We start from the raw sequence: 19,469 nt of genomic DNA, 5'->3' as shown, positions 1-19,469 counted from the left end.
CTAACCTCGTGCCATGACCAGCGACTTCGCCGACGCCCTCGGCTCCGGCCGCCCCCTCGTGCTCGACGGCGGCATGTCCAACCAGCTGGAGTCGGCGGGCCACGACCTGAGCGACGGCCTGTGGTCCGCGCGGCTGCTCGCCGAGGACCTCGAGGCGATCACCCGGGCGCACCTCGCCTACTTCGAGGCGGGCGCGGACGTGGCGATCACCGCGAGCTACCAGGCCACCTTCGAGGGCTTCGCCCGGCGCGGCGTAGGCCGGCGGCGCGCCGCCGAACTCATGGCGTCGAGTGTGGAGTCGGCCCGGGAGGCGGCCCGCCGCGCGAGGGCGGACCGCCGACTGTGGGTGGCGGCGTCGGCGGGCCCCTACGGAGCGATGCTCGCGGACGGCTCCGAGTACCGGGGCCGGTACGGGCTCACCGTCGACGGACTGGAGCGCTTCCACCGGCCCCGCCTGGAGGTCCTGGCCGCCGCCCGGCCGGACGTGCTCGCGCTGGAGACGGTCCCCGACACCGACGAGGCCGCGGCGCTGCTGCGGGCGGTGCGCGGACTGGGCGTGCCGGCCTGGCTGTCGTACACCGTGGCGGGCGGCCGCACCCGCGCCGGGCAGCCGCTGGAGGAGGCGTTTGCCCTGGCCGCGGACGCGGACGAGGTGGTCGCGGTCGGTGTGAACTGCTGTGCCCCGCAGGACGCGGCGGGCGCGATCGGGACGGCCGCCCGGGTCACCGGCAAACCCGTTGTCGTCTATCCCAACAGCGGCGAGTCCTGGGACGCCGGTGCCCGCGGCTGGACCGGCCGCTCCACGTTCGCTCCCGACGGGGTGCGGGCCTGGCGGGACGCCGGGGCGCGGCTGATCGGCGGGTGCTGCCGGGTGGGTCCGGAGGCGATCGCGTCGGTCGCGGCGGCGCTCGCCCGGGCCTGACGCGGCACCGTCCGCCGGTCACGTCACCGCCGCGCCGGACGCCCGATGCGCGTGCCGCGCGCGGCGACGTCGTCCTTCCAGAGGCCGTACTCGGTGTCGTGCGGCCCGTACACCGTGTGCGGGACGCCGTCGCCGAAGACCTGGACGGGATGCGTGGCGTCCCATGCCGGCCAGCCCGGGTCCCCGGACCCGGCGAACCGGACCCACGACCCGTGCATCGCGTCGGCCAGCTCCTGCGGAGCGCCCTCGCCCGCGAGCCTGCGCGCGTCCGGCCCGTCGCCGGAGTCGAAGACGAAGCCCAGCTCCAGCGCGTGGCAGGCGCCGAGGCCGGGCAGGCCGGACGGCCAGGCGAACTCGTAGACGTGGGACGTACCCGGCCGTGCGTCGGCCAGCCGGTGCAGCGGGATGCGCAGCAGATGGTCGGTGACGAGCTGGCCGACGATCTCGGCGGGGCCGGCGCCGGGGCGCAGGGCGCGGTAGCCGCGTACCACCTCGTTGCCGCAGTGGCAGCGGGCCCGCGCGCCCGCCAGAGCGACGGCGCCGAGCCGGTCGACGCGTTCGAGGAGGCCGCCGGGGACCAGCCAGAGCCGGTACTCGTCGCGCGTCCAGCCCGTCATCAGGTCGACGCCGGATGCCGCCCCGCCGTCGACGAGGGCCTCGAGGGGGTCGCCCGGCAGCACGTCCCCGTCGACGACGATCCCGAAGGCGGGCCCGCCGAGCACGGGGCTGCTGAGCCTGCCCACCTCGGCCTGGGCGCGCAGCAACTGGCCGCGGTCGGCGGTGACGAAGGCCTCCGCGGTCGCCGGGATCTTCAGCCGGGCGGCCATGCGGCGCACCATGCGGCGCACCTTGTCGCGGTCGGCCGCCTCCGGCGCCCCGCTCTGCAGCACCGCCCGCCGCAGCAGCCCGCGGGCCCGCGGCGCGGCGAGCAGCGCGCCGATGCCGATCGCGCCGGCCGACTGACCGGCGACGGTCACCTTGTCGGGGTCGCCGCCGAAGGCCGCGATCGACCGCCGCACCCACTCCAGCGCGGCGATCTGGTCGCGCAGTCCGGCGTTGGCGGGGGCGTCCGGGAACAGTCCGTAGCCCTCGACGCCCAGTCGGTAGTTGACCGACACGCAGACCACGCCGTCGCGGGCGAAGGTGCCGCCGTCGTAGACGGGGACGGCGGACGAGCCCCTGGTCAGGGCGCCGCCGTGCAGCCACACCAGGACCGGCAGCCGGGCTCCGGGGCCCGGCTGCGGCGTCCAGACGTTGAGGTTGAGGCAGTCGTCGCCGGGGATCGCCGGGTCGGACAGGTACTGGGCGAACGCCTCGGAGTACGGCGGTTTCGGCGCGGTCGGGCCGAAGGCGCCCGCGTCGCGCACCCCGTCCCAGGGCTCGGGCGGCACGGGGGGCCGGAACCGGCGGGGGCCGAAGGGGGGCGCCGCGTACGGGATGCCCCGGAACACCACGATCCCGTTCTCGTGTCTGCCGCGTACCGCCCCGTGGGGCGTGGCGACCACAGGATCCGCCGGGCCCGCCGTCATGCCCTCACCCGCCCTTCGCCGCGCCACCGGACCGTCGTGCCACCGCACCGTGCACCGCTCAGGACGGAGCGTCCCGCCGTCCGGATGTATTCCGGCCCCGCTCCCATGATCCCCTCACCCGGGCGCCCCTGCCCGCCGGGCCCCTCGGCGTCGCGGCGGTCCCGCCCGGCGTCACCGGCCGGAGTTGAGGCGGGCGGCCCGGCGGGTCAGGTAGTCGCGTTCGGCGAGGTTGGGGGCCTTGTGGGCCGCCTCGGCGTACAGCCGTGCCGCCGTCTCGCGGTCGCCGTCGCGTTCGTGGAGATAGGCGGCCACCGCGGTGTGGCGGGGCAGTGAGTCCTCCAGCTCCGCGAGCGCCGCGAGGCCGGCGCGCGGTCCGTCGGCCTCGCCCACGGCGACCGCGCGGTTGAGCCGGACGACGGGGCTGTCCGTCAGGCGCTCCAGCTCGTCGTACCACTCGACGATCTGCACCCAGTCGGTCTCCTCGGCGGTCGGCGCGTCGGCGTGGAGGGCCGCGACGGCGGCCTGCGCCTGGAACTCACCGAGGCGGTCACGGGCAAGGGCCGCCTGGAGGATCCCGACGCCCTCGGCGATCGACGCGGTGTCCCACCGGGACCGGTCCTGCTCGGCGAGCGGCACGAGGCTGCCGTCGGGCGCGGTCCGGGTGGCGCGCCGGGCGTGGTGGAGCAGCATGAGGGCGAGCAGCCCCGCCACCTCGGGGTGGTCGATGGAGGCGGCGAGCTGCCGGGTGAGCCGGATGGCCTCGGCGGCGAGGTCCACGTCGCCGGAGTAGCCCTCGTTGAAGACCAGGTAGAGCACGCGCAGCACGGTGGCGACGTCGCCGGGCTGGTCGAACCGCACCCCGGAGACGGTGCGCTTGGCCCGGCTGATGCGCTGCGCCATCGTCGCCTCGGGCACCAGGTAGGCCCGGGCGATCTGGCGGGTGGTCAGGCCGCCGACGGCGCGCAGGGTGAGCGCGACCGCGGAGGCCGGCGTCAGCGAGGGGTGGGCGCACAGGAAGTAGAGCCGGAGCGTGTCGTCCGCCGCGGGTGCGGGGCCGGGGGCCGGCTCCTCGTCGACCAGGTCCTCGCGCCGGCGGCGGGCGGCGTCCGAGCGGGTCGCGTCGAGGAACCGGCGCCAGGCCACGGTGACCAGCCAGCCCTTGGGGTCCCGCGGAGGGCCGGCCGGCCAGACGCGGACGGCCTCGAGCAGGGCGTCCTGCACGGCGTCCTCGGCCGCCGCGAAGTCGGCTCCGCGGCGGACGAGGATGCCGAGGACGCTCGGCGTGAGGCTCCGGAGCAGGGCCTCGTTCATCCGTGAGGGCATTCCGGGACGGTGGGCGGCGCCGCCAGGAACGGGCGCACCTCGAGCCACTCGTGGATCGGCTCGCCCCCGGCCCCGGGCGCCGCCGACAGCTCCCCGGCCAGCTCGACGGCGCGCTCGTAGCTGTCGACGTCGATCACCATCCAGCCGGCGATGAGGTCCTTGGTCTCGGCGAACGGTCCGTCGGTGACGGGCGGGCGCCCCTCGCCGTCGTAGCGGACCCACGCTCCCTCGGGGGCCAGCGCCTGCCCGTCGACGAACTCGCCGCTCTTCTCCAGCCGGGCCGCGAAGTCGTTCATGTACTGGATGTGGGCCGAGATCTCCTCCGGCGTCCACCGGTCCATGGGGACGTCGTTGACCGCGGCCGGGGCGCCGCGGTAGTGCTTGAGCAGCAGGTACTTGGCCATGGTGTCTCTCCTCGGTGCCGTGCGGCCCATTGTGGCCGCCTTCACCCCGGGGACGGAGCCGGTCACGGGTTCTCGACATCACCGGCGGATTTTTTTCCGGCTCCTCCGCCCGCCCGGCCGCCCGGCCGGCAGGCGGCGCGGGAGCGGCCCGTGCCGCCGTCGGTCAGCCGCCCATGTCGACGCTGTTGTCGGGCGCGCCGTCGCCCACCGGGGGCAGGTCGCCGCGCTCGACGGGCGTGCCGGCGGCGGGCCGGGGCGAGGGCAGGGTGGCCGCGGCCTCGGCGGCGTCGGGCCGGTGGACCGAGACGGCGGCCTCGCGCAGGACGTCGCGCGTCACGGCGTCGCTGCCGGCGGACAACCGGACGACGTGCCCGTTCTTCGGCAGGGCGTACTCGTGCTGTCCGCCTCCGGTGCGGTACCAGGCCTCCGCGTCGCGCTCGCACGTGGCCCGCCCCGCGGTGCCGTCGCCGACGGGCCGGCCCGGACAGGTCTCCCCGGTCATCGAGCCCCGCTCGACGGAGAGGCGGACCTGGGCCCCCGTGCCGGTCAGGTAGACGGCGGAGAAGCCGTCGTCGCCGAGCACGCCGACGGACTGCTGGGCCAGGGTGAGCCCGGGGGTCCTGGTGACGTAGACGAGCTCGGGGGCGATGCCGAGCGCCCCCGCCCGCTCCTCGAGTTCGCCGGGGACGAGGGGGGCGTCCTCGGCCCGGGCCGAGGCGGCCGCGGCGGAGGCCGCGGCGGCGACCGGGTCGCCGTCCGGACCCTCCGTGCCGCAGGCGGCGAGCAGCGCGGTGGACAGCAGCAACAGCGGCAGTAAGCGGGCGTGACGAGTCATGCGCCCATCCTGCCGCACCGGATTCCCGCGGCCGGACCCGCGTCCGGCCGCCGCGGTCGCGCCCGGGTCAGGGACGGTGCGCCGCCGCCTCCCTGGACAGCTGGACGGCCGCCCGCAGACTGAGGCCGGGTACCGCCTCGCGCAGCACCTTGACGGCCCGTACGGAATCGGCCGGGCCGTCGTGCCCGGCGGCCTCGAGGCGCTGGTGCACCCAGCGGGCGCGCAGGGCGGCGTCGGGCACCGCCGCCGCGCGCTCCACCAGGGCGGCGGCGCGCTCCAGACCGGGCCGTTCCTCCGGGGACGCCTCGGCGAGCGCCTCGCGCAGGCCGGCGCCGACGAGGTCCGAGTCGCGCAGCACCAGCACACCGATCTCCTGTCGTCTGAGCATGGCTCCATGGTCGGCGCCGCCCGCCGTGCGGATCAAGGGACTTGAGGTCGTTCTGAGCCGTCGCGCCCGGCGCTCCCGGTGTCCGATTCCTTCAAGACGCGCTCCGGCCGGCCTGCCTACGGTGGCGCCATGACCGCACGCTTCGATGCCATCGGCCTAGTCGTCTCCGACATGGCCGCCTCCGTGACCTTCTACCGCCGGCTCGGTTTCGCCTTCCCCGACGACGCCGGGACGCGGCCGCACGCCGAGGCGGGACTGCCCGGCGGGATCCGGCTGCTGCTGGACACCGAGGAGACCGTCCGTTCCTTCCTCCCCGGGTGGCAGCCCCCGGCCGGCGGCGGGCGGGCCTCCCTCGCGCTGCTGTGCGACACGCCCGAGGAGGTGGACGCGCTGTACGAGGAGCTGACCGGCGCCGGGCACCACGGTGAGCTTCCGCCCTGGGACGCCTTCTGGGGGCAGCGGTACGCCGTGGTGCTCGACCCCGACGGCAACGGCGTCGACCTGTTCGCCGCGCTACCGGCGGCGTCCGAGTAGCTCGCCCGGCGGCACGCCCGCCAGCTCCCGCACGTCCCGGGCCAGGTGCGCCTGGTCCGCGTACCCGGCCCGGGCGGCCGTCTCCGCGAGGGGCGTGCCGCCCCGCGCCAGGGCGAGGGCGCGCTGCAGCCGTAGGACGCGGGCCAGCGTCTTGGGGCCGTAGCCGAAGGCGGCCAGTGAGCGGCGGTGCAGCCGGCGGGCCCCGACGCCGAGTTCCCCGGCGGTGGCGCCGACCGGGCGGCCCGCGTCGAGGGCGGTGACGATCCGGCGCAGCAACGGGTCGGGGGGCTCGCTGCCGGCCGCCCGGGCCAGCGCGGCCTCCTCCAGCCCGCTCGCCGGGTCGGCGGCCGCGTTCACCCGCGCGGTCAGCCGCCGCGCCTGGGCGGCCGGCCAGAGGTCGGCCAGGTCGACGCGCCGGTCGCGCAGTTCGTGCGCGGGCACGCCGAGGAGGGCCGGCGCGGTGCCGGGGTAGAAGCGGACGCCCGCCCAGCGGCCCGGCGCGCCGTCGGTGAGGTGAGCGCGGGTGTCGGGGCCCGCGACCAGCAGCCGGCCGTCGTGCCACAGCAGGTCCATGCAGCCGTCGGGCAGCACCCGCCCGGGGCCGGACCCGGCCCGTTCGCTGGTCCACACCACCGCGCCGGGCAGCCGGGAGGCTCGTTCCGCGTACACGCCGGCCAGGCTACGCCGCCCTTGCGGACCGACGCCGTACACCCGCTGGCCCTGCCCGAGGAGGACCGGGCCGGTTACGAGGCCTCCGGCTTGTCGTGGTCGGTGGGAGGCGTGTGCTTGCCGTGGGAGCGCAGGCGGGCCGTGACGTCCTCCGGGGGCAGGAACCGGGACCAGCGTTCCGGGAACTCGGACGGCATGTCGGGGTCCGCCTCGCCGCTCGCGGCGGCCCGGGCCACGTACTCGGCGACCTGCGCCTGCCGCAGCCGCTCGTTGGCCTCGCGGGCCGCGGCGGTGGCGGCGGCCGGCCAGACCCGGTCGATGGCCGCGTTGACCGCGGCCCCGACGAGCACGGCGAACGCGGACACACCGATCCACAGCAGCACGGCCACGGGCGCGGCGAGCGAGCCGTAGATGGTCGGGCCCTCGACGGTACTGGTGAGGTAGATCCGCAGCAGGAAGCTGCCCAGCACCCACATGGCGAGGGCGACCAGCGCACCGGGCACGTCTTCGATCCACGGGGAGCGCACGGGCACCGACACGTGGTACAGCGTGGTCAGGAAGGCCACGGACAGGACGATCACGACGGGCCAGTACAGGATCTGCACGACGGTCGTCGACCAGGGCACGACCCGCACCACGGCGTCCGGCCCGGCCACCATCAGGGGCAGCGCGATCGACCCGATCAGCAGGGCCACGATGAACAGCAGGAAGGCCATCAGGCGGGTCTTGACGATCCCCCGGACCCCGTCGAGGCCGTACATCACCGTGATGGTGTCTATGAAGACGTTGACCGCGCGGGAGCCGGACCACAGGGCGAACAGGAAGCCGATGGAGATGACGTCGGGCCGGCCGCCCTTCATCACGTCGTCCAGGATCGGCTCGGTGATCTGCTTGACGCCCCGCTCGGAGAGCACCGTGCGGGAGGCGTCCAGGATGTTGGTTCGCAGGCTCTCGGTGGTGTCGGCGCCGATCCAGGAGTCGACGTAGCCGAGCAGTCCGAGGAGGCTCAGCAGCAGGGGCGGCACCGAGAGCAGGGTGAAGAACGCGGCCTCGGCGGCCAGGCCGAGGATGCGGTACTCCATGCACGAGTTGACCGTGTCCTTCAGCAGCAGCCAGGCGGTCCTGCGTTTGGAGACGTTCCGGTAGAGGACCCGGGCGCGGTGGAGCCGGCCCGAGGGCCGTTCGGAGGATTCACTTGCTGGCTGCACGCCCTAAAGGTATCCGCCGCGGGCACCCCCACTCATCAGCGGACGGCCCCGGATGCCGGCGGGGCCCTCCCCGGCCCTCCGGCGCGGTAGGTTCGCCGTCATGGCAGGCAGCACGCACACCGTGACGAACCAGGCCCCGCCGCTGGCCGGCTACGACGTCTTCCGCACCGACCGGGCCCTCGTGGCGGCGGTCGAACGGCATCTGGAACCCGGACTCCACGAGGAGGCGCTGGCCGAGCTGTCCGGTCTCGGACGCAGCTGCGGCTCCGTCCAGGTGCTGGAGTGGGGCGCCCAGGCCAACACCAACCCGCCGGTCCTGCGCACGCACGACCGCTACGGCCACCGCGTCGACGAGGTCGACTTCCACCCGGCCTGGCACCGGCTGCTGGGCAAGGGCGTCTCGGCCGGCCTCACCGCGGCCTGGACCCGGCCGGGCGGGCACGTCCGGCGTGCCGCGGGGTTCCTGCTGTGGACGCAGGCCGAGGCGGGCAACGGCTGTCCGCTGTCGATGACCCACGCGGCGGTGCCCGCCCTGCGCACCGACCCCGCCCTCGCCGCCGAGTGGGAGCCCCGGCTGACCGCCCAGGTGTACGACCGCGAACTGCGGCCGGCGCACCTGAAGGCGGGCGTGCTGTTCGGGATGGGCATGACGGAGAAGCAGGGCGGCAGCGACGTCCGGGCGGGCACGACCTCGGCCCGGCCGCTGGCCGAGGACGGGACGTACGAGCTGACCGGGCACAAGTGGTTCTGCTCGGCGCCCATGTCCGACGGCTTCCTGGTGCTGGCGCGGGCTCCGGGCGGACTCACCTGTTTCCTGGTGCCGCGCGTGCTGGCGGACGGCACCCGCAACGTGTTCCTGATCCAGCGGCTGAAGGACAAGCTGGGCAACCGGTCCAACGCCTCCGCCGAGGTCGAGTTCGCCGGGACCTGGGCGCGCCGGGTCGGCGAGGAGGGGCGCGGGGTGCGCACCATCATCGGCATGGTGGCGGCGACCCGCCTGGACTGCGTACTGGGCTCGGCGGGGCTGATGCGGCAGGCCGTCGCGCAGGCGGTGCACCACTCGGCCCACCGGGAGGCGTTCGGCGGGAAGCTGATCGACAAGCCGCTGATGCGCAACGTCCTGGCCGACCTCGCGATCGAGTCGGAGGCGGCCACCACGCTGGGACTGCGGCTGGCGGCGGCGTACGACGACGGGAGCGAGCGGGAGCGGGCGCTGCTCAGGCTGGCGGTGCCGGCGGCGAAGTACTGGGTGACCAAGCGCTGTGCGCCGGTGGCGGTGGAGGCCGCCGAGTGCCTGGGCGGCAACGGTTACGTCGAGGAGTCCGGCCTGCCCCGGCTGGTGCGCGAGTCGCCGCTGAACTCGATCTGGGAGGGGGCCGGGAACGTCCAGGCGCTGGACGTGCTGCGCGCGCTGGGGCGGGAGCCGCTGGCCCTGGACGCCTATCTGACGGAGGTGGGCCTCGCCCGGGGCGCCGATCACCGCCTGGACGCGGCGATCAGGGACCTGCTGACGGAGCTCGCCGACCTGGAGGCCGCCGAGGGACGGGCCCGGCGGCTGGTGGAGCGGCTGGCGCTGGTGCTCCAGGGGTCGCTGCTGGTGCGGTACGCGCCGCCGGAGGTGGCCGACGCGTTCTGCGCCTCACGGCTGGGCGGTGACGGGGGTGCGGCCTTCGGCACGCTGCCGCCGACCCTCGGTCTGGCGTCGGTGGTCGAGCGGGCCCGTCCGGTGGCCTGATCCGGCCCCGGCCTCCCCCCGGTGGCACGCGGCCGGGCGGACACGGGGGTGGTGCCGCGCCGACACGGCACCGCCCCCGTCACACAGGCCCGTTCAGGCCGCGCACGCCGCTCGGGACGGCGTGGCTCAAGTCTCGGACACCGGCTCGGCCGGCCACCAGGGTCGCAGGGGGTTGCAAGTTGCCGCCGGCTGTGTGCGGACTGTGTCCGTCCGCCTGTCTGCGGCACCGGCCGTACCGCTTCCGCGACGACGCCGAGGTCGAGGTGGTCGTGCCGGACGGCCCCCGCGACCTGCTGCCCGGCTCGACCGCCCCGGCGCCGGCGGAGCACCGGGCGCGGGGCGCGGGCCGGACGCAGCCGGCCCGGACACCGTCGCCCCGAGCGCGCGGACGGGTCCCGGGAAGCCCCCGAAAGGTGGTTCGTTGCCGCATATTTGCAGCGTCCGGCTCCGCGGGCCCTCCGCCTGCCGTAGCATCCTCCACGGACCGCCCCCTCTGCTCCACGGTCAACGCACGGAACGACGGGCGCAGTTGGATCGGGGCCCGTGGAGGTTCTATGAAGCAGCGCGGCAGACACCGTCGGCGCCGTCGGGGCAGGGCGCTGCGCGCGGCCCTGACCGGGGCGGCGCTCGCACTGACCGGCGCCGCCACGATGATCAGCGCCTCGCAGGCCGAGGTCGCCGGCGACCCCGGTGCGCTGAAGCCGCTCGCCCCGACCGGCGCGCTGCGGCTGACGGAACACCGGGTGCCCGGGCCCTGGCTCGACCGGCTCTCCGCCGCGATGGGCGAGCCGGTGGGCGTCGACACCGTCCTCGGCTCCGCCGACCACACGCTGCGTGACGCCGCCGACTGCACGGACGGGGAGCGCGAGGCGCTGCCGGTCTCCCCCGCGGCCACGCGCGCCTACTGCTGGGACGACGAGGACACGCGGGGCTGGCGCCCGGGCGCGGTCACCACCTCGGGGGACGCCGGCGCGGACGGCCTCCGGGGCTCCCACCGGGTCGTCCTGTCCGCGTGGAGCCGCGACGACGGCACGCCCGGGGGCGCCCTCGCCCGGGTCTCGTTCGTCGACGCCGACGATCCCGGCCGTCCCGGCTACACCTCGGCGCTCCTCGCCGTCCCGGTGGACGGCGGACGCGACTACCGCGCCCTCTCCTCCCCCGTCTCCGGGATGGTCTGGTACGGGGACAAGCTGCTGGTCACCGCCGGCTCCGGGGACCGCAACGCGCTGTACGTGTACGACGTGGACCGCGTCCAGCGCGCCACCGCCGACGCCGGCGCGGTCGGCCGGGTGCCCGGCGGCTGGGCGGCGTACGGCCACCGGTACGTGCTGCCCGCCGTCGCCTCCTACCGCCTCGCCGGCACACCGGACGCCGCGCGGCCCGCCGCGATCTCCCTGGACCGCGGCACGGTCCCCGCCTCCCTGGTGGCGAGCGAGTACGTGCCCGCCGACGCCGAGCGGCCCACCCGCCTGTGGAGTTACGCGCTCGGCGCGGACCCGGACGGCGACGCGCTGCCGGCCACCGACTCCGCCGGGCACGTGGACGCGCGGGAGGCGTACGAGACCGGGGTGGCCGAGGTCGGGGGCGTGCTGTCGCACCGTCCGGCCGGCGCCGGGCACGCCGACTGGTACCTGGGCCGGCCGGCCGGCGACGGGGCCGGACACGGGACGCTGTGGCGGCAGGACACGGAGGGCGCCCGGGCCGCGGAGTGCGGCGCCGACCGCTCGCGCCGGTGCTGGAGCGGGCCGCCGGGCTCCCTGTCCTACGGGGCGGGAACCGGTGAGGTCTGGTCCCAGTCGGACCGCATGCTCTTCGCGGTGCCGCTGACCTCGATGGACGAGGCGTTCGACTGACGGCCGCGCCCTCCGCGGTGGCCGGAGGGCGGCCGGGCCCGCACCGGCGCGGAACCGGGATCGACAGATCTCGCGACCGGATGATTCCCTGACCGGCATGACCCACATCGCCGTGACCACCTGGTCCCTGGAGCAGACCGCGCCGACGGATCTGCTGCCGGCCGCCGCGCCGGAGGGGGACGTGCGGATCGTCCGCTCCGAAGTGCCCTCCCCCGAGTTCAGCCGCTTCCTGTACGCCTCCGTCGGCGGCGACATCCGCTGGACGGACCGGCTGGGCTGGTCCTACGCGCGGTGGCAGGAGCACCTCCGGCGGCCCGGCGTGGAGACCTGGGTGGCCTACGACCGGGGCACACCCGCCGGGTACGTGGAGCTGACGCCCGGGGACGACGGGGTCGTGGAGATCGAGTACTTCGGCCTGATTCCGGCCTTCCGCGGCCGGCGCATCGGCGGTCACCTGCTCTCGTACGGCACCGCCCGCGCCTGGGACCTCGCGGACCGCTGGCCGGGACTGGCCACGACCAAGCGGGTGTGGCTGCACACGTGCAGCAAGGACGGCGAGTTCGCGATGGACAACTACCGGCGTCGCGGCTTCCGCCTGTTCGACACCATGGTCGAGGAGGAACCGGAGGTGGAGACCCCGGGCCCGTGGCCCGGCGCCTTCCCGTCCTGACCTGCTCCGAAGCGCCTCTTTTCGGTCTATGTGACCCACGACACCCCTGTCTCGTTCCTCGGGACAGGGGCGTCCACATTTTGGATGAAGCTGGACTGTGTCCAGATCGTCGTGCCAGGCTTCCGCCATGTCCGGAACTGGAATTGCCTTGGTGAGTCGGCGGCACGTCGACCTCGGCCGCATGTCCAGCGCCATCTGTCGTACGCGCTGAGAGACCCTCCAGCACCACCCGGATCCTCTGCATTCGCCTCGTCCCCGCGCAATGACGCGCACGTATGCCCATGCGCCCACGCGCAGGTCAGAGGCTCCCACCCGCCACCCGACCACCGCCCGTCAACGACGGCGCCGCGCGCCGGCGTATCCGTCGCTGTCCCGAAGGACGTGTCCACCATGGCCGCCAGCCCGCCGAATCCAGACGCCGCGACTCCCCGCCGCAAGGTGAGCCGTCACCGTGGCGAGGGTCAGTGGGCCATGGGTCACTTCACCCCGCTCAACGGCAACGAGCAGACCAAGAAGGACGACGACGGTCTCAATGTGCGGACACGCATTGAGACGATCTACTCCAAGCGGGGGTTCGACTCCATCGACCCCGGCGACCTGCGCGGACGGATGCGCTGGTGGGGTCTGTACACCCAGCGCAGGCAGGGCATCGACGGCGGCAAGACCGCGATCCTGGAGCCGGAGGAGCTGGACGACAGCTACTTCATGCTGCGCGTGCGCGTCGACGGCGGCGCGCTGACCACCGCTCAACTCCGCGTCATCGGCGAGATCTCCCAGGAGTTCGCGCGGGGCACGGCCGACATCACCGACCGGCAGAACGTCCAGTACCACTGGATCCGGATCGAGGACGTGCCCGAGATCTGGAACCGCCTGGAGGCCGTCGGCCTGTCCACCGTCACCGCCTGCGGCGACACGCCCCGCGTGATGATCGGCTCCCCGGTCGCGGGCATCGCCGAGGACGAGATCATCGACGGCACGCCGGCCCTGGAGGAGATGAAGCGCCGGGTGCTGAACAACCCGGCCTACTCGAACCTGCCGCGCAAGTTCAAGACCGCGATCTCCGGCTCGCCGGTCCAGGACGTGGTCCACGAGATCAACGACGTGGCGTTCGTCGGCGTGGAACACCCCGAGCACGGGCCCGGCTTCGACCTGTGGGTCGGCGGCGGCCTGTCCACCAACCCGAAACTCGGTGTCCGCCTGGGCGCCTGGGTACCTCTGGACGAGGTGCCGGACGTCTACGAGGGCGTCATCTCGATCTTCCGCGACTACGGCTACCGGCGCCTGCGCAACCGCGCCCGCCTGAAGTTCCTGGTCGCCGACTGGGGCGCGGAGAAGTTCCGTCAGGTGCTGGAGGACGAGTACCTGAAGCGCAAGCTGACCGACGGACCGGCGCCGGCCGACCCGGCCGGCCGCTGGCGCGACCACATCGGTGTGCACCGGCAGAAGGACGGGCGCCACTACGTCGGCTTCGCCCCGCGCGTCGGTCGCGTCGACGGCACCACCCTGACGAAGGTCGCCGACCTCGCGGAGGCGCACGGCTCGACCCGGGTCCGCACCACCGTCGAGCAGAAGATGATCATCCTCGACGTCGAGGAGGGACAGGTCGACTCCCTGGTGGAGTCCCTGGAGGCGCTGGACCTCAGCGCCAGGCCCTCGACGTTCCGGCGCGGCACCATGGCGTGCACCGGCATCGAGTTCTGCAAGCTCGCCATCGTCGAGACCAAGGCCCGCGGCGCCTCGCTCATCGACGAGCTGGAGCGCCGCCTCCCGGAGTTCGACGAGCCCATCAGCATCAACCTCAACGGCTGCCCCAACGCCTGCGCCCGCATCCAGACCGCGGACATCGGTCTCAAGGGCCAGCTGGTCCTGAACGACCGGGGCGAGCAGGTCGAGGGCTACCAGGTGCACCTGGGCGGCGCGCTCGGCCTGGAGGCCGGCTTCGGCCGCAAGGTGCGCGGCCTGAAGGTGACGGCGGAGGAGCTCCCGGACTACGTGGAGCGGGTGCTGAAGCGCTATCAGGCCGAGCGCGCGGACGGCGAGAGGTTCGCCACCTGGGCGGCCCGTGCCTCGGAGGAGGCGCTGTCGTGAGCGAGCGCGCCGCGCCCTTCTACTGCCCCTACTGCGGCGACGAGGACCTGCGTCCGGGCGAGCAGGGTCACGGCGCCTGGGAATGCGCGGCGTGCAACCGCGCATTCCAGTTGAGGTTCCTCGGGCTGATGGCCCGTGGACTTCGACCCGACTCCACGGGAGGGGAAGCGATATGACGGCCACTCGGAATGAGCGGACGACGGACGAGCTGAAGGCGCTGGCCGAGCGGGCGGGCCGCGAACTGGAGGACGCCTCGGCGCTGGAGATCCTCCAGTGGGCCGCCGAGACCTTCGGCGACCGGTTCTGCGTGACCTCGTCCATGGAGGACGCGGTCGTCGCCCACCTCGCCTCCCGCGCCCTGCCCGGCGTGGACGTGGTGTTCCTCGACACCGGCTACCACTTCCCGGAGACCATCGGCACCCGGGACGCGGTGGAGGCCGTGATGGACGTGAACGTCATCACGCTCACCCCGCGCCAGACGGTCGCCGAGCAGGACGCCGAGTACGGCCCCAGGCTGCACGACCGCGACCCCGACCTGTGCTGCGCGCTGCGCAAGGTGAAGCCGCTGGAGGAGGGCCTGAAGGGCTACCTGGCCTGGGCGACGGGACTGCGCCGCGACGAGTCCGAGACCCGGGCCGACACCCCCGTGGTCGGCTGGGACGAGAAGCGCCGCAAGGTGAAGATCTCCCCCATCGCGAAGTGGTCACAGGAAGATGTGCAGACGTACGTCGCCGAGCACGGAGTCCTCACCAACCCGTTGCTGATGGACGGCTATGCCTCCGTGGGCTGCGCGCCCTGCACCCGTCGTGTGCTGGAGGGCGAGGACGCGCGTGCCGGCCGCTGGGCGGGCCGTTCCAAGACCGAGTGCGGACTGCACGGCTGACATGACGACGACCACCGAGATTCAGGAGAACCACGTGACGACCGGAGCCACCGTCTGGCTCACGGGTCTGCCGAGCGCCGGCAAGACCACCATCGCGCACGAGCTGGCCGGCCGGCTGCGCGAGGAGGGCCACCGCGTCGAGGTGCTCGACGGCGACGAGATCCGCGAGTTCCTCTCGGCGGGCCTCGGCTTCGGCCGCGAGGACCGGCACACCAACGTGCAGCGCATCGGCTTCGTCGCCGAACTGCTCGCCCGCAACGGCGTCAAGGCGCTGGTCCCGGTGATCGCGCCGTACGCGGACAGCCGGGACGCGGTGCGGGGGCGGCACGATGCCCACGGCACGGCGTACGTGGAGGTGCACGTGGCCACGCCGGTCGAGGTGTGCTCCGTACGCGACGTGAAGGGCCTGTACGCCAAGCAGGCCGCGGGTGAGCTGACGGGGCTCACCGGGGTCGACGACCCGTACGAGGAACCCGTCGCGCCCGACCTGCGCATCGAGTCGCAGGACCAGACCGTCCAGGAGTCCGCCGCGGCGGTGTACGCCCTGCTCAGCGAAAGGGGACTGGCATGACGACGACCGTCGCCACGGTCAAGGAGGGCGAGGGCGGTACCAGCAGCCCGTACGCCCTCTCCCACCTCGACGCCCTCGAGTCCGAGGCCGTGCACATCTTCCGCGAGGTGGCGGGCGAGTTCGAGCGGCCGGTGATCCTGTTCTCCGGCGGCAAGGACTCCATCCTCATGCTGCACCTGGCGCTGAAGGCCTTCGCCCCCGCGGCCGTGCCGTTCTCCCTGCTGCACGTCGACACCGGGCACAACTTCCCCGAGGTCCTGGACTACCGCGACCGCACGGTGGAGAAGCACGGGCTGCGCCTGCACGTCGCCTCCGTGCAGGACTACATCGACCGGGGGGTGCTCAAGGAGCGCCCGGACGGCACGCGCAACCCGCTGCAGACGCTGCCGCTGACCGAGAAGATCCAGGCGGAGAAGTTCGACGCCGTCTTCGGCGGCGGGCGCCGCGACGAGGAGAAGGCCCGCGCCAAGGAGCGGGTGTTCTCGCTGCGCGACGAGTTCTCCCAGTGGGACCCGCGCCGCCAGCGCCCCGAGCTGTGGAACCTGTACAACGGCCGGCACGCCCCCGGCGAGCACGTCCGGGTCTTCCCGCTGTCCAACTGGACCGAGCTGGACGTGTGGCAGTACATCGCCCGCGAGGGCATCGAGCTGCCCGAGATCTACTACGCCCACGAGCGCGAGGTCTTCGCGCGGGCCGGCATGTGGCTGACCGCCGGCGAGTGGGGCGGCCCGAAGGACGACGAGACGGTGGTCCGGCGACGGGTGCGCTACCGCACCGTCGGCGACATGTCCTGCACCGGCGCGGTCGACTCCGACGCCGACACCATCGAGAAGGTGATCGCCGAGATCGCCGCCTCCCGGCTCACCGAGCGCGGCGCCACGCGTGCCGACGACAAGCTCTCCGAGGCCGCGATGGAAGACCGCAAGCGCGAGGGGTACTTCTAGACATGACCAGCACCACCGAGCCCACCGAGCCGCTGTCGGTCGAGCAGCTGTCGGAGACCACCCTGCTGCGGTTCGCCACCGCCGGGTCCGTCGACGACGGCAAGTCCACCCTGGTCGGCCGCCTGCTGCACGACTCCAAGTCGGTCCTCGTGGACCAGCTGGAGGCCGTGGAGCGCGCCTCCGCTAGCCGCGGCCAGGAGACCCCGGACCTCGCCCTGCTGACCGACGGCCTGCGGGCCGAGCGCGAGCAGGGCATCACCATCGACGTGGCCTACCGCTACTTCGCCACGCCCAGGCGCCGGTTCATCCTGGCCGACACCCCCGGGCACGTGCAGTACACCCGGAACATGGTCACCGGTGCCTCCACGGCCGAGCTGACGGTGGTTCTGGTCGACGCGCGCAACGGCGTCGTCGAGCAGACCCGCCGGCACGCCGCGATCGCCGCGCTGCTGCGGGTGCCGCACGTCGTGCTCGCCGTCAACAAGATGGACCTGGTCGACTACCGGGAGTCCGTGTTCGCCGCCATCGCCGAGGAGTTCACGGCGTACGCGACGGAACTGGGCGTCCCGGAGGTCACCGCGATCCCGATCTCGGCGCTCGCGGGCGACAACGTGGTGGAGCCGTCAGCGGTCATGGACTGGTACGGCGGCCCGACCGTCCTGGAGCACCTGGAGACCGTCCCGGTCAGCCACGACCTGGCGCACTGCCACGCCCGGCTGCCCGTGCAGTACGTGATCCGGCCGCAGACCGTCGAGCACCCCGACTACCGGGGCTACGCCGGCCAGATCGCCGCGGGCACCTTCCGGGTCGGCGACCCGGTCACCGTGCTGCCGTCGGGCCGCACCTCGACGGTGGCCGGCATCGACCTGCTCGGCGAGCCGGTCGACGCGGCCTGGACGCCGCAGTCGGTGACGCTGCTGCTGGAGGACGACATCGACGTCTCCCGCGGCGACCTGATCGTGCCCAGCAAGGACGCCCCGGCCACCACCCAGGACGTCGAGGCCACCGTCTGCCACGTGGCCGACGCGCCGCTGACCGTGGGTCACCGGGTGCTGCTCAAGCACGGCACCCGCACGGTCAAGGCCATCGTCAGGGACATACCGGCCCGGCTCACGCTGGACGACCTGTCCCTGCACCCGCACCCCGGACAGCTCGTCGCCAACGACATCGGCCGCGTGAAGATCCGTACCGCCGAGCCGCTGCCCGCGGACTCCTACGCGGACTCCCGCCGCACCGGTTCGTTCATCCTGATCGACCCGAGCGACGGCACCACGCTCACCGCCGGGATGGCCGGCGAGTCCTTCGCCGCCCCGGCGCCGGTCAAGGACGCCGACGACGAGGACGGGTGGGACTTCTGAGCATGAACTCCCCCGACTTCTACTCCACGTTCGCGAAGGAGGGCGGCCGCGTCGGCAGCGGTGCTCTCGGCAGCGGGCAGGGCGGGGTGGCGCGATGTGCGCGGTGACGTACGCGCACCGCATGCGCGCCCAAGGGGGTGTCGTTCGGACCTGGCCGGCGCCGGGCAACGGCGCCTTCGTACCGGCCCGAGCGGGGTCCGGTGCGTGCAGCTGCAAGGCGGAGGAGGGCGTCGACGCGGAGCGTCGGCAACCGACGACAACGCCGCAGATGTGCGTGCCGGACCCCGCGACCCCGGCAAGGTCCGAACGACACCCCCTGACCCCCCACCCGCACAGCCGAAGACCTGCCGACCTCCCGGCCACGACCTGACCCGTCGGACGAACCGACAGGCGTGACCGCCGGGCCAACGAGAGGAAAGCCTCCCGTGCCTGCCAACACCGCTCTGCGCCGCACCCTCGCGGTCATAGCCGCCCTGCCGCTCCTCGCCCTCGCCGCCTGCGGGTACGGCTCCGAGTCCGAGGACGAGGACACCGCCAAGGTGGCCGCGGGCGCCGAGAAGATCGACGGACTGGACTCCGTCCGCATCGGCTACTTCGGCAACGTCACCCACGCCACCGCCCTGGTCGGCAACCAGAAGGGCTTTTTCCAGAAGGCTCTGGGCGCGACCGAGGCCAAGTACGCGACGTTCAACGCGGGCCCGTCCGAGATCGAGGCGCTGAACTCCGGCTCCATCGACATCGGCTGGATCGGCCCCTCCCCCTCCATCAACGGCTACACCAAGTCGGACGGGAAGAACCTGCGCATCATCGGCGGCTCGGCCTCCGGCGGCGTCAAGCTGGTGGTGAACCCGGACCGGATCAAGTCCCTGGAGGACGTCAAGGGCAAGCGCATCGCCACCCCGCAGCTCGGCAACACGCAGGACGTCGCGTTCCTCAACTGGATCGCCGAGCAGGGCTGGAAGGTCGACGCGCAGAGCGGCAAGGGCGACGTCACCGTCGTCCGCAGCGACAACAAGGTCACCCCGGACGCCTACAAGTCGGGCTCCCTGGACGGCGCCTGGGTGCCGGAGCCGACCGCGTCCAAGCTGGTCGCCGCGGGCGGCAAGGTGCTGCTGGACGAGTCGACGCTGTGGCCCGGCAAGATGTTCGTGATCACGAACATCATCGTGTCGCAGAAGTTCCTCAAGGAGCACCCGAAGGCCGTCGAGGCCGTCCTGAAGGCCTCGGTGGACACCAACGAGTGGATCGAGGCCAACCCGGACGAGGCGAAGGCCGCGGCCAACAAGCAGCTGGAGAAGGACACGGGCAAGGCGCTGCCGGCCGAGGTCCTGGACCCGGCGTGGAAGTCGATCGCGGTCACCGACGACCCGCTGGCCGCCACCCTCGACGCCCAGGCCGAGCACGCCGTGAAGGCCGGTCTGCTGGACAAGCCCGACCTGCGGGGCATCTACGACCTCACGCTGCTCAACAAGGTCCTCGCGGCCAAGGGCGAGCCCGCGGTCGACGACGCCGGTCTCGGCGTCAAGTAAGCCCGGATCCGACCATTCCCCAGGAG

20 protein-coding genes are annotated in these 19,469 nt (G+C 73.9%); 13 read left to right on the top strand and 7 right to left on the bottom strand.

The features are described 5' to 3' along the window. Window positions 1-13: 13 nt before the first annotated feature. Window positions 14-922, top strand: a complete 909-nt coding sequence (gene mmuM / locus AC0VYN_RS10180; protein ID WP_475535701.1) for a homocysteine S-methyltransferase — start codon at window positions 14-16, stop codon at window positions 920-922. Window positions 923-945: 23 nt separating this feature from the next. Here mmuM and AC0VYN_RS10175 read toward each other — a convergent pair whose 3' ends face one another. From AC0VYN_RS10175 to AC0VYN_RS10155, 5 genes are all read right to left on the bottom strand, one after another. Further along, window positions 946-2,451, bottom strand: a complete 1,506-nt coding sequence (locus tag AC0VYN_RS10175; RefSeq protein ID WP_475535700.1) for a carboxylesterase/lipase family protein — start codon at window positions 2,449-2,451, stop codon at window positions 946-948. A 171-nt stretch (window positions 2,452-2,622) separates the two neighbouring features. Further along, the gene (locus AC0VYN_RS10170) at window positions 2,623-3,762 is read right to left on the bottom strand and encodes an RNA polymerase sigma factor (RefSeq protein WP_475536847.1); all 1,140 of its coding nucleotides are present in this window, start codon (window positions 3,760-3,762) and stop codon (window positions 2,623-2,625) included. Further along, a complete protein-coding gene (locus AC0VYN_RS10165) occupies window positions 3,759-4,178 on the bottom strand; it encodes a YciI family protein (protein ID WP_385464188.1) in 420 nt (139 codons plus the stop codon). Before AC0VYN_RS10165 ends, AC0VYN_RS10170 begins: the two co-directional genes overlap by 4 nt. A 163-nt stretch (window positions 4,179-4,341) precedes the next feature. Then, window positions 4,342-5,013: a hypothetical protein gene (locus tag AC0VYN_RS10160; protein ID WP_475535699.1), complete on the bottom strand. Its 672-nt coding sequence runs from the start codon at window positions 5,011-5,013 to the stop codon at window positions 4,342-4,344. 67 nt (window positions 5,014-5,080) lie between these two features. Beyond that, window positions 5,081-5,401, bottom strand: coding sequence for a hypothetical protein (locus AC0VYN_RS10155; protein WP_475535698.1), 321 nt, complete (start codon window positions 5,399-5,401; stop codon window positions 5,081-5,083). Between the two features lie 129 nt (window positions 5,402-5,530). On the opposite strand from AC0VYN_RS10155, the gene AC0VYN_RS10150 reads away from it, so the two are divergent. Next, window positions 5,531-5,935, top strand: coding sequence for a VOC family protein (locus AC0VYN_RS10150; RefSeq protein ID WP_475535697.1), 405 nt, complete (start codon window positions 5,531-5,533; stop codon window positions 5,933-5,935). Here the strand turns inward: AC0VYN_RS10150 and AC0VYN_RS10145 are convergent. Together AC0VYN_RS10145 and AC0VYN_RS10140 are read right to left on the bottom strand one after the other, a co-directional pair. Then, window positions 5,915-6,604 carry a helix-turn-helix domain-containing protein gene (locus AC0VYN_RS10145; protein ID WP_475535696.1) on the bottom strand — a complete coding sequence of 230 codons (690 nt, stop codon included), beginning with the start codon at window positions 6,602-6,604 and terminating at the stop codon, window positions 5,915-5,917. The genes AC0VYN_RS10150 and AC0VYN_RS10145 overlap by 21 nt on opposite strands. A gap of 74 nt (window positions 6,605-6,678) precedes the next feature. Next, window positions 6,679-7,812 (bottom strand): YihY/virulence factor BrkB family protein, encoded by a 1,134-nt coding sequence (locus AC0VYN_RS10140; RefSeq protein ID WP_475535695.1) that lies wholly within the window; start codon window positions 7,810-7,812, stop codon window positions 6,679-6,681. 100 nt (window positions 7,813-7,912) lie between these two features. On the opposite strand from AC0VYN_RS10140, the gene AC0VYN_RS10135 reads away from it, so the two are divergent. The 11 genes from AC0VYN_RS10135 (at window position 7,913) to AC0VYN_RS10085 (ending at window position 19,443) form a co-directional block, all read left to right on the top strand. After that, window positions 7,913-9,547 carry an acyl-CoA dehydrogenase family protein gene (locus AC0VYN_RS10135; protein WP_475535694.1) on the top strand — a complete coding sequence of 545 codons (1,635 nt, stop codon included), beginning with the start codon at window positions 7,913-7,915 and terminating at the stop codon, window positions 9,545-9,547. Between the two features lie 554 nt (window positions 9,548-10,101). Continuing rightward, on the top strand, window positions 10,102-11,400 hold the full coding sequence (locus AC0VYN_RS10130) for a hypothetical protein (RefSeq protein WP_475535693.1): 1,299 nt from the start codon (window positions 10,102-10,104) through the stop codon (window positions 11,398-11,400). Window positions 11,401-11,497: 97 nt separating this feature from the next. After that, on the top strand, window positions 11,498-12,070 hold the full coding sequence (locus AC0VYN_RS10125; protein ID WP_475535692.1) for a GNAT family N-acetyltransferase: 573 nt from the start codon (window positions 11,498-11,500) through the stop codon (window positions 12,068-12,070). Window positions 12,071-12,197: 127 nt separating this feature from the next. After that, window positions 12,198-12,281: a putative leader peptide gene (locus AC0VYN_RS10120; RefSeq protein WP_385464191.1), complete on the top strand. Its 84-nt coding sequence runs from the start codon at window positions 12,198-12,200 to the stop codon at window positions 12,279-12,281. Between the two features lie 179 nt (window positions 12,282-12,460). After that, window positions 12,461-14,158, top strand: coding sequence for a sulfite reductase SirA (sirA, locus tag AC0VYN_RS10115; protein WP_475535691.1), 1,698 nt, complete (start codon window positions 12,461-12,463; stop codon window positions 14,156-14,158). Next, window positions 14,155-14,334: a hypothetical protein gene (locus AC0VYN_RS10110; RefSeq protein WP_475535690.1), complete on the top strand. Its 180-nt coding sequence runs from the start codon at window positions 14,155-14,157 to the stop codon at window positions 14,332-14,334. Before sirA ends, AC0VYN_RS10110 begins: the two co-directional genes overlap by 4 nt. Further along, window positions 14,331-15,041, top strand: coding sequence for a phosphoadenylyl-sulfate reductase (locus AC0VYN_RS10105; protein WP_475535689.1), 711 nt, complete (start codon window positions 14,331-14,333; stop codon window positions 15,039-15,041). Before AC0VYN_RS10110 ends, AC0VYN_RS10105 begins: the two co-directional genes overlap by 4 nt. A gap of 1 nt (window position 15,042) precedes the next feature. Beyond that, complete coding sequence (cysC, locus tag AC0VYN_RS10100) at window positions 15,043-15,612, top strand: adenylyl-sulfate kinase (RefSeq protein WP_475535688.1); 570 nt, start codon at window positions 15,043-15,045, stop codon at window positions 15,610-15,612. Continuing rightward, entirely contained in the window at window positions 15,609-16,556 is a 948-nt protein-coding gene (cysD, locus tag AC0VYN_RS10095; protein ID WP_385464151.1) for a sulfate adenylyltransferase subunit CysD, read from the top strand. The genes cysC and cysD overlap by 4 nt, the downstream gene beginning before the upstream one ends. A 2-nt stretch (window positions 16,557-16,558) precedes the next feature. Then, window positions 16,559-17,914 (top strand): sulfate adenylyltransferase subunit 1, encoded by a 1,356-nt coding sequence (locus AC0VYN_RS10090; protein WP_475535687.1) that lies wholly within the window; start codon window positions 16,559-16,561, stop codon window positions 17,912-17,914. A gap of 425 nt (window positions 17,915-18,339) precedes the next feature. Next, window positions 18,340-19,443: an aliphatic sulfonate ABC transporter substrate-binding protein gene (locus tag AC0VYN_RS10085; protein ID WP_475535686.1), complete on the top strand. Its 1,104-nt coding sequence runs from the start codon at window positions 18,340-18,342 to the stop codon at window positions 19,441-19,443. Window positions 19,444-19,469: the final 26 nt, after the last annotated feature.

The organism is Streptomyces sp. 63XJN7_1_ISO-PGPR-S23-121, from assembly GCF_056173025.1.
The sequence above is the reverse complement of the archived record's forward strand: the minus strand, read 5'-3'. Positions and strand labels throughout refer to the sequence as shown.

Coding starts and splice junctions, on each gene's coding strand:
- sirA (WP_475535691.1), top strand. CDS start 12,461: ATGGCCGCCAGCCCGCCGAATCCAGACGCCGCGACTCCCCGCCGCAAG.
- AC0VYN_RS10165 (WP_385464188.1), bottom strand. CDS start 4,178: ATGGCCAAGTACCTGCTGCTCAAGCACTACCGCGGCGCCCCGGCCGCG.
- AC0VYN_RS10150 (WP_475535697.1), top strand. CDS start 5,531: ATGACCGCACGCTTCGATGCCATCGGCCTAGTCGTCTCCGACATGGCC.
- cysC (WP_475535688.1), top strand. CDS start 15,043: ATGACGACGACCACCGAGATTCAGGAGAACCACGTGACGACCGGAGCC.
- AC0VYN_RS10160 (WP_475535699.1), bottom strand. CDS start 5,013: ATGACTCGTCACGCCCGCTTACTGCCGCTGTTGCTGCTGTCCACCGCG.
- AC0VYN_RS10175 (WP_475535700.1), bottom strand. CDS start 2,451: ATGACGGCGGGCCCGGCGGATCCTGTGGTCGCCACGCCCCACGGGGCG.
- AC0VYN_RS10120 (WP_385464191.1), top strand. CDS start 12,198: ATGTCCGGAACTGGAATTGCCTTGGTGAGTCGGCGGCACGTCGACCTC.
- AC0VYN_RS10105 (WP_475535689.1), top strand. CDS start 14,331: ATGACGGCCACTCGGAATGAGCGGACGACGGACGAGCTGAAGGCGCTG.
- AC0VYN_RS10170 (WP_475536847.1), bottom strand. CDS start 3,762: ATGAACGAGGCCCTGCTCCGGAGCCTCACGCCGAGCGTCCTCGGCATC.
- AC0VYN_RS10130 (WP_475535693.1), top strand. CDS start 10,102: ATGAAGCAGCGCGGCAGACACCGTCGGCGCCGTCGGGGCAGGGCGCTG.
- AC0VYN_RS10155 (WP_475535698.1), bottom strand. CDS start 5,401: ATGCTCAGACGACAGGAGATCGGTGTGCTGGTGCTGCGCGACTCGGAC.
- AC0VYN_RS10125 (WP_475535692.1), top strand. CDS start 11,498: ATGACCCACATCGCCGTGACCACCTGGTCCCTGGAGCAGACCGCGCCG.
- cysD (WP_385464151.1), top strand. CDS start 15,609: ATGACGACGACCGTCGCCACGGTCAAGGAGGGCGAGGGCGGTACCAGC.
- AC0VYN_RS10135 (WP_475535694.1), top strand. CDS start 7,913: ATGGCAGGCAGCACGCACACCGTGACGAACCAGGCCCCGCCGCTGGCC.
- AC0VYN_RS10090 (WP_475535687.1), top strand. CDS start 16,559: ATGACCAGCACCACCGAGCCCACCGAGCCGCTGTCGGTCGAGCAGCTG.
- mmuM (WP_475535701.1), top strand. CDS start 14: ATGACCAGCGACTTCGCCGACGCCCTCGGCTCCGGCCGCCCCCTCGTG.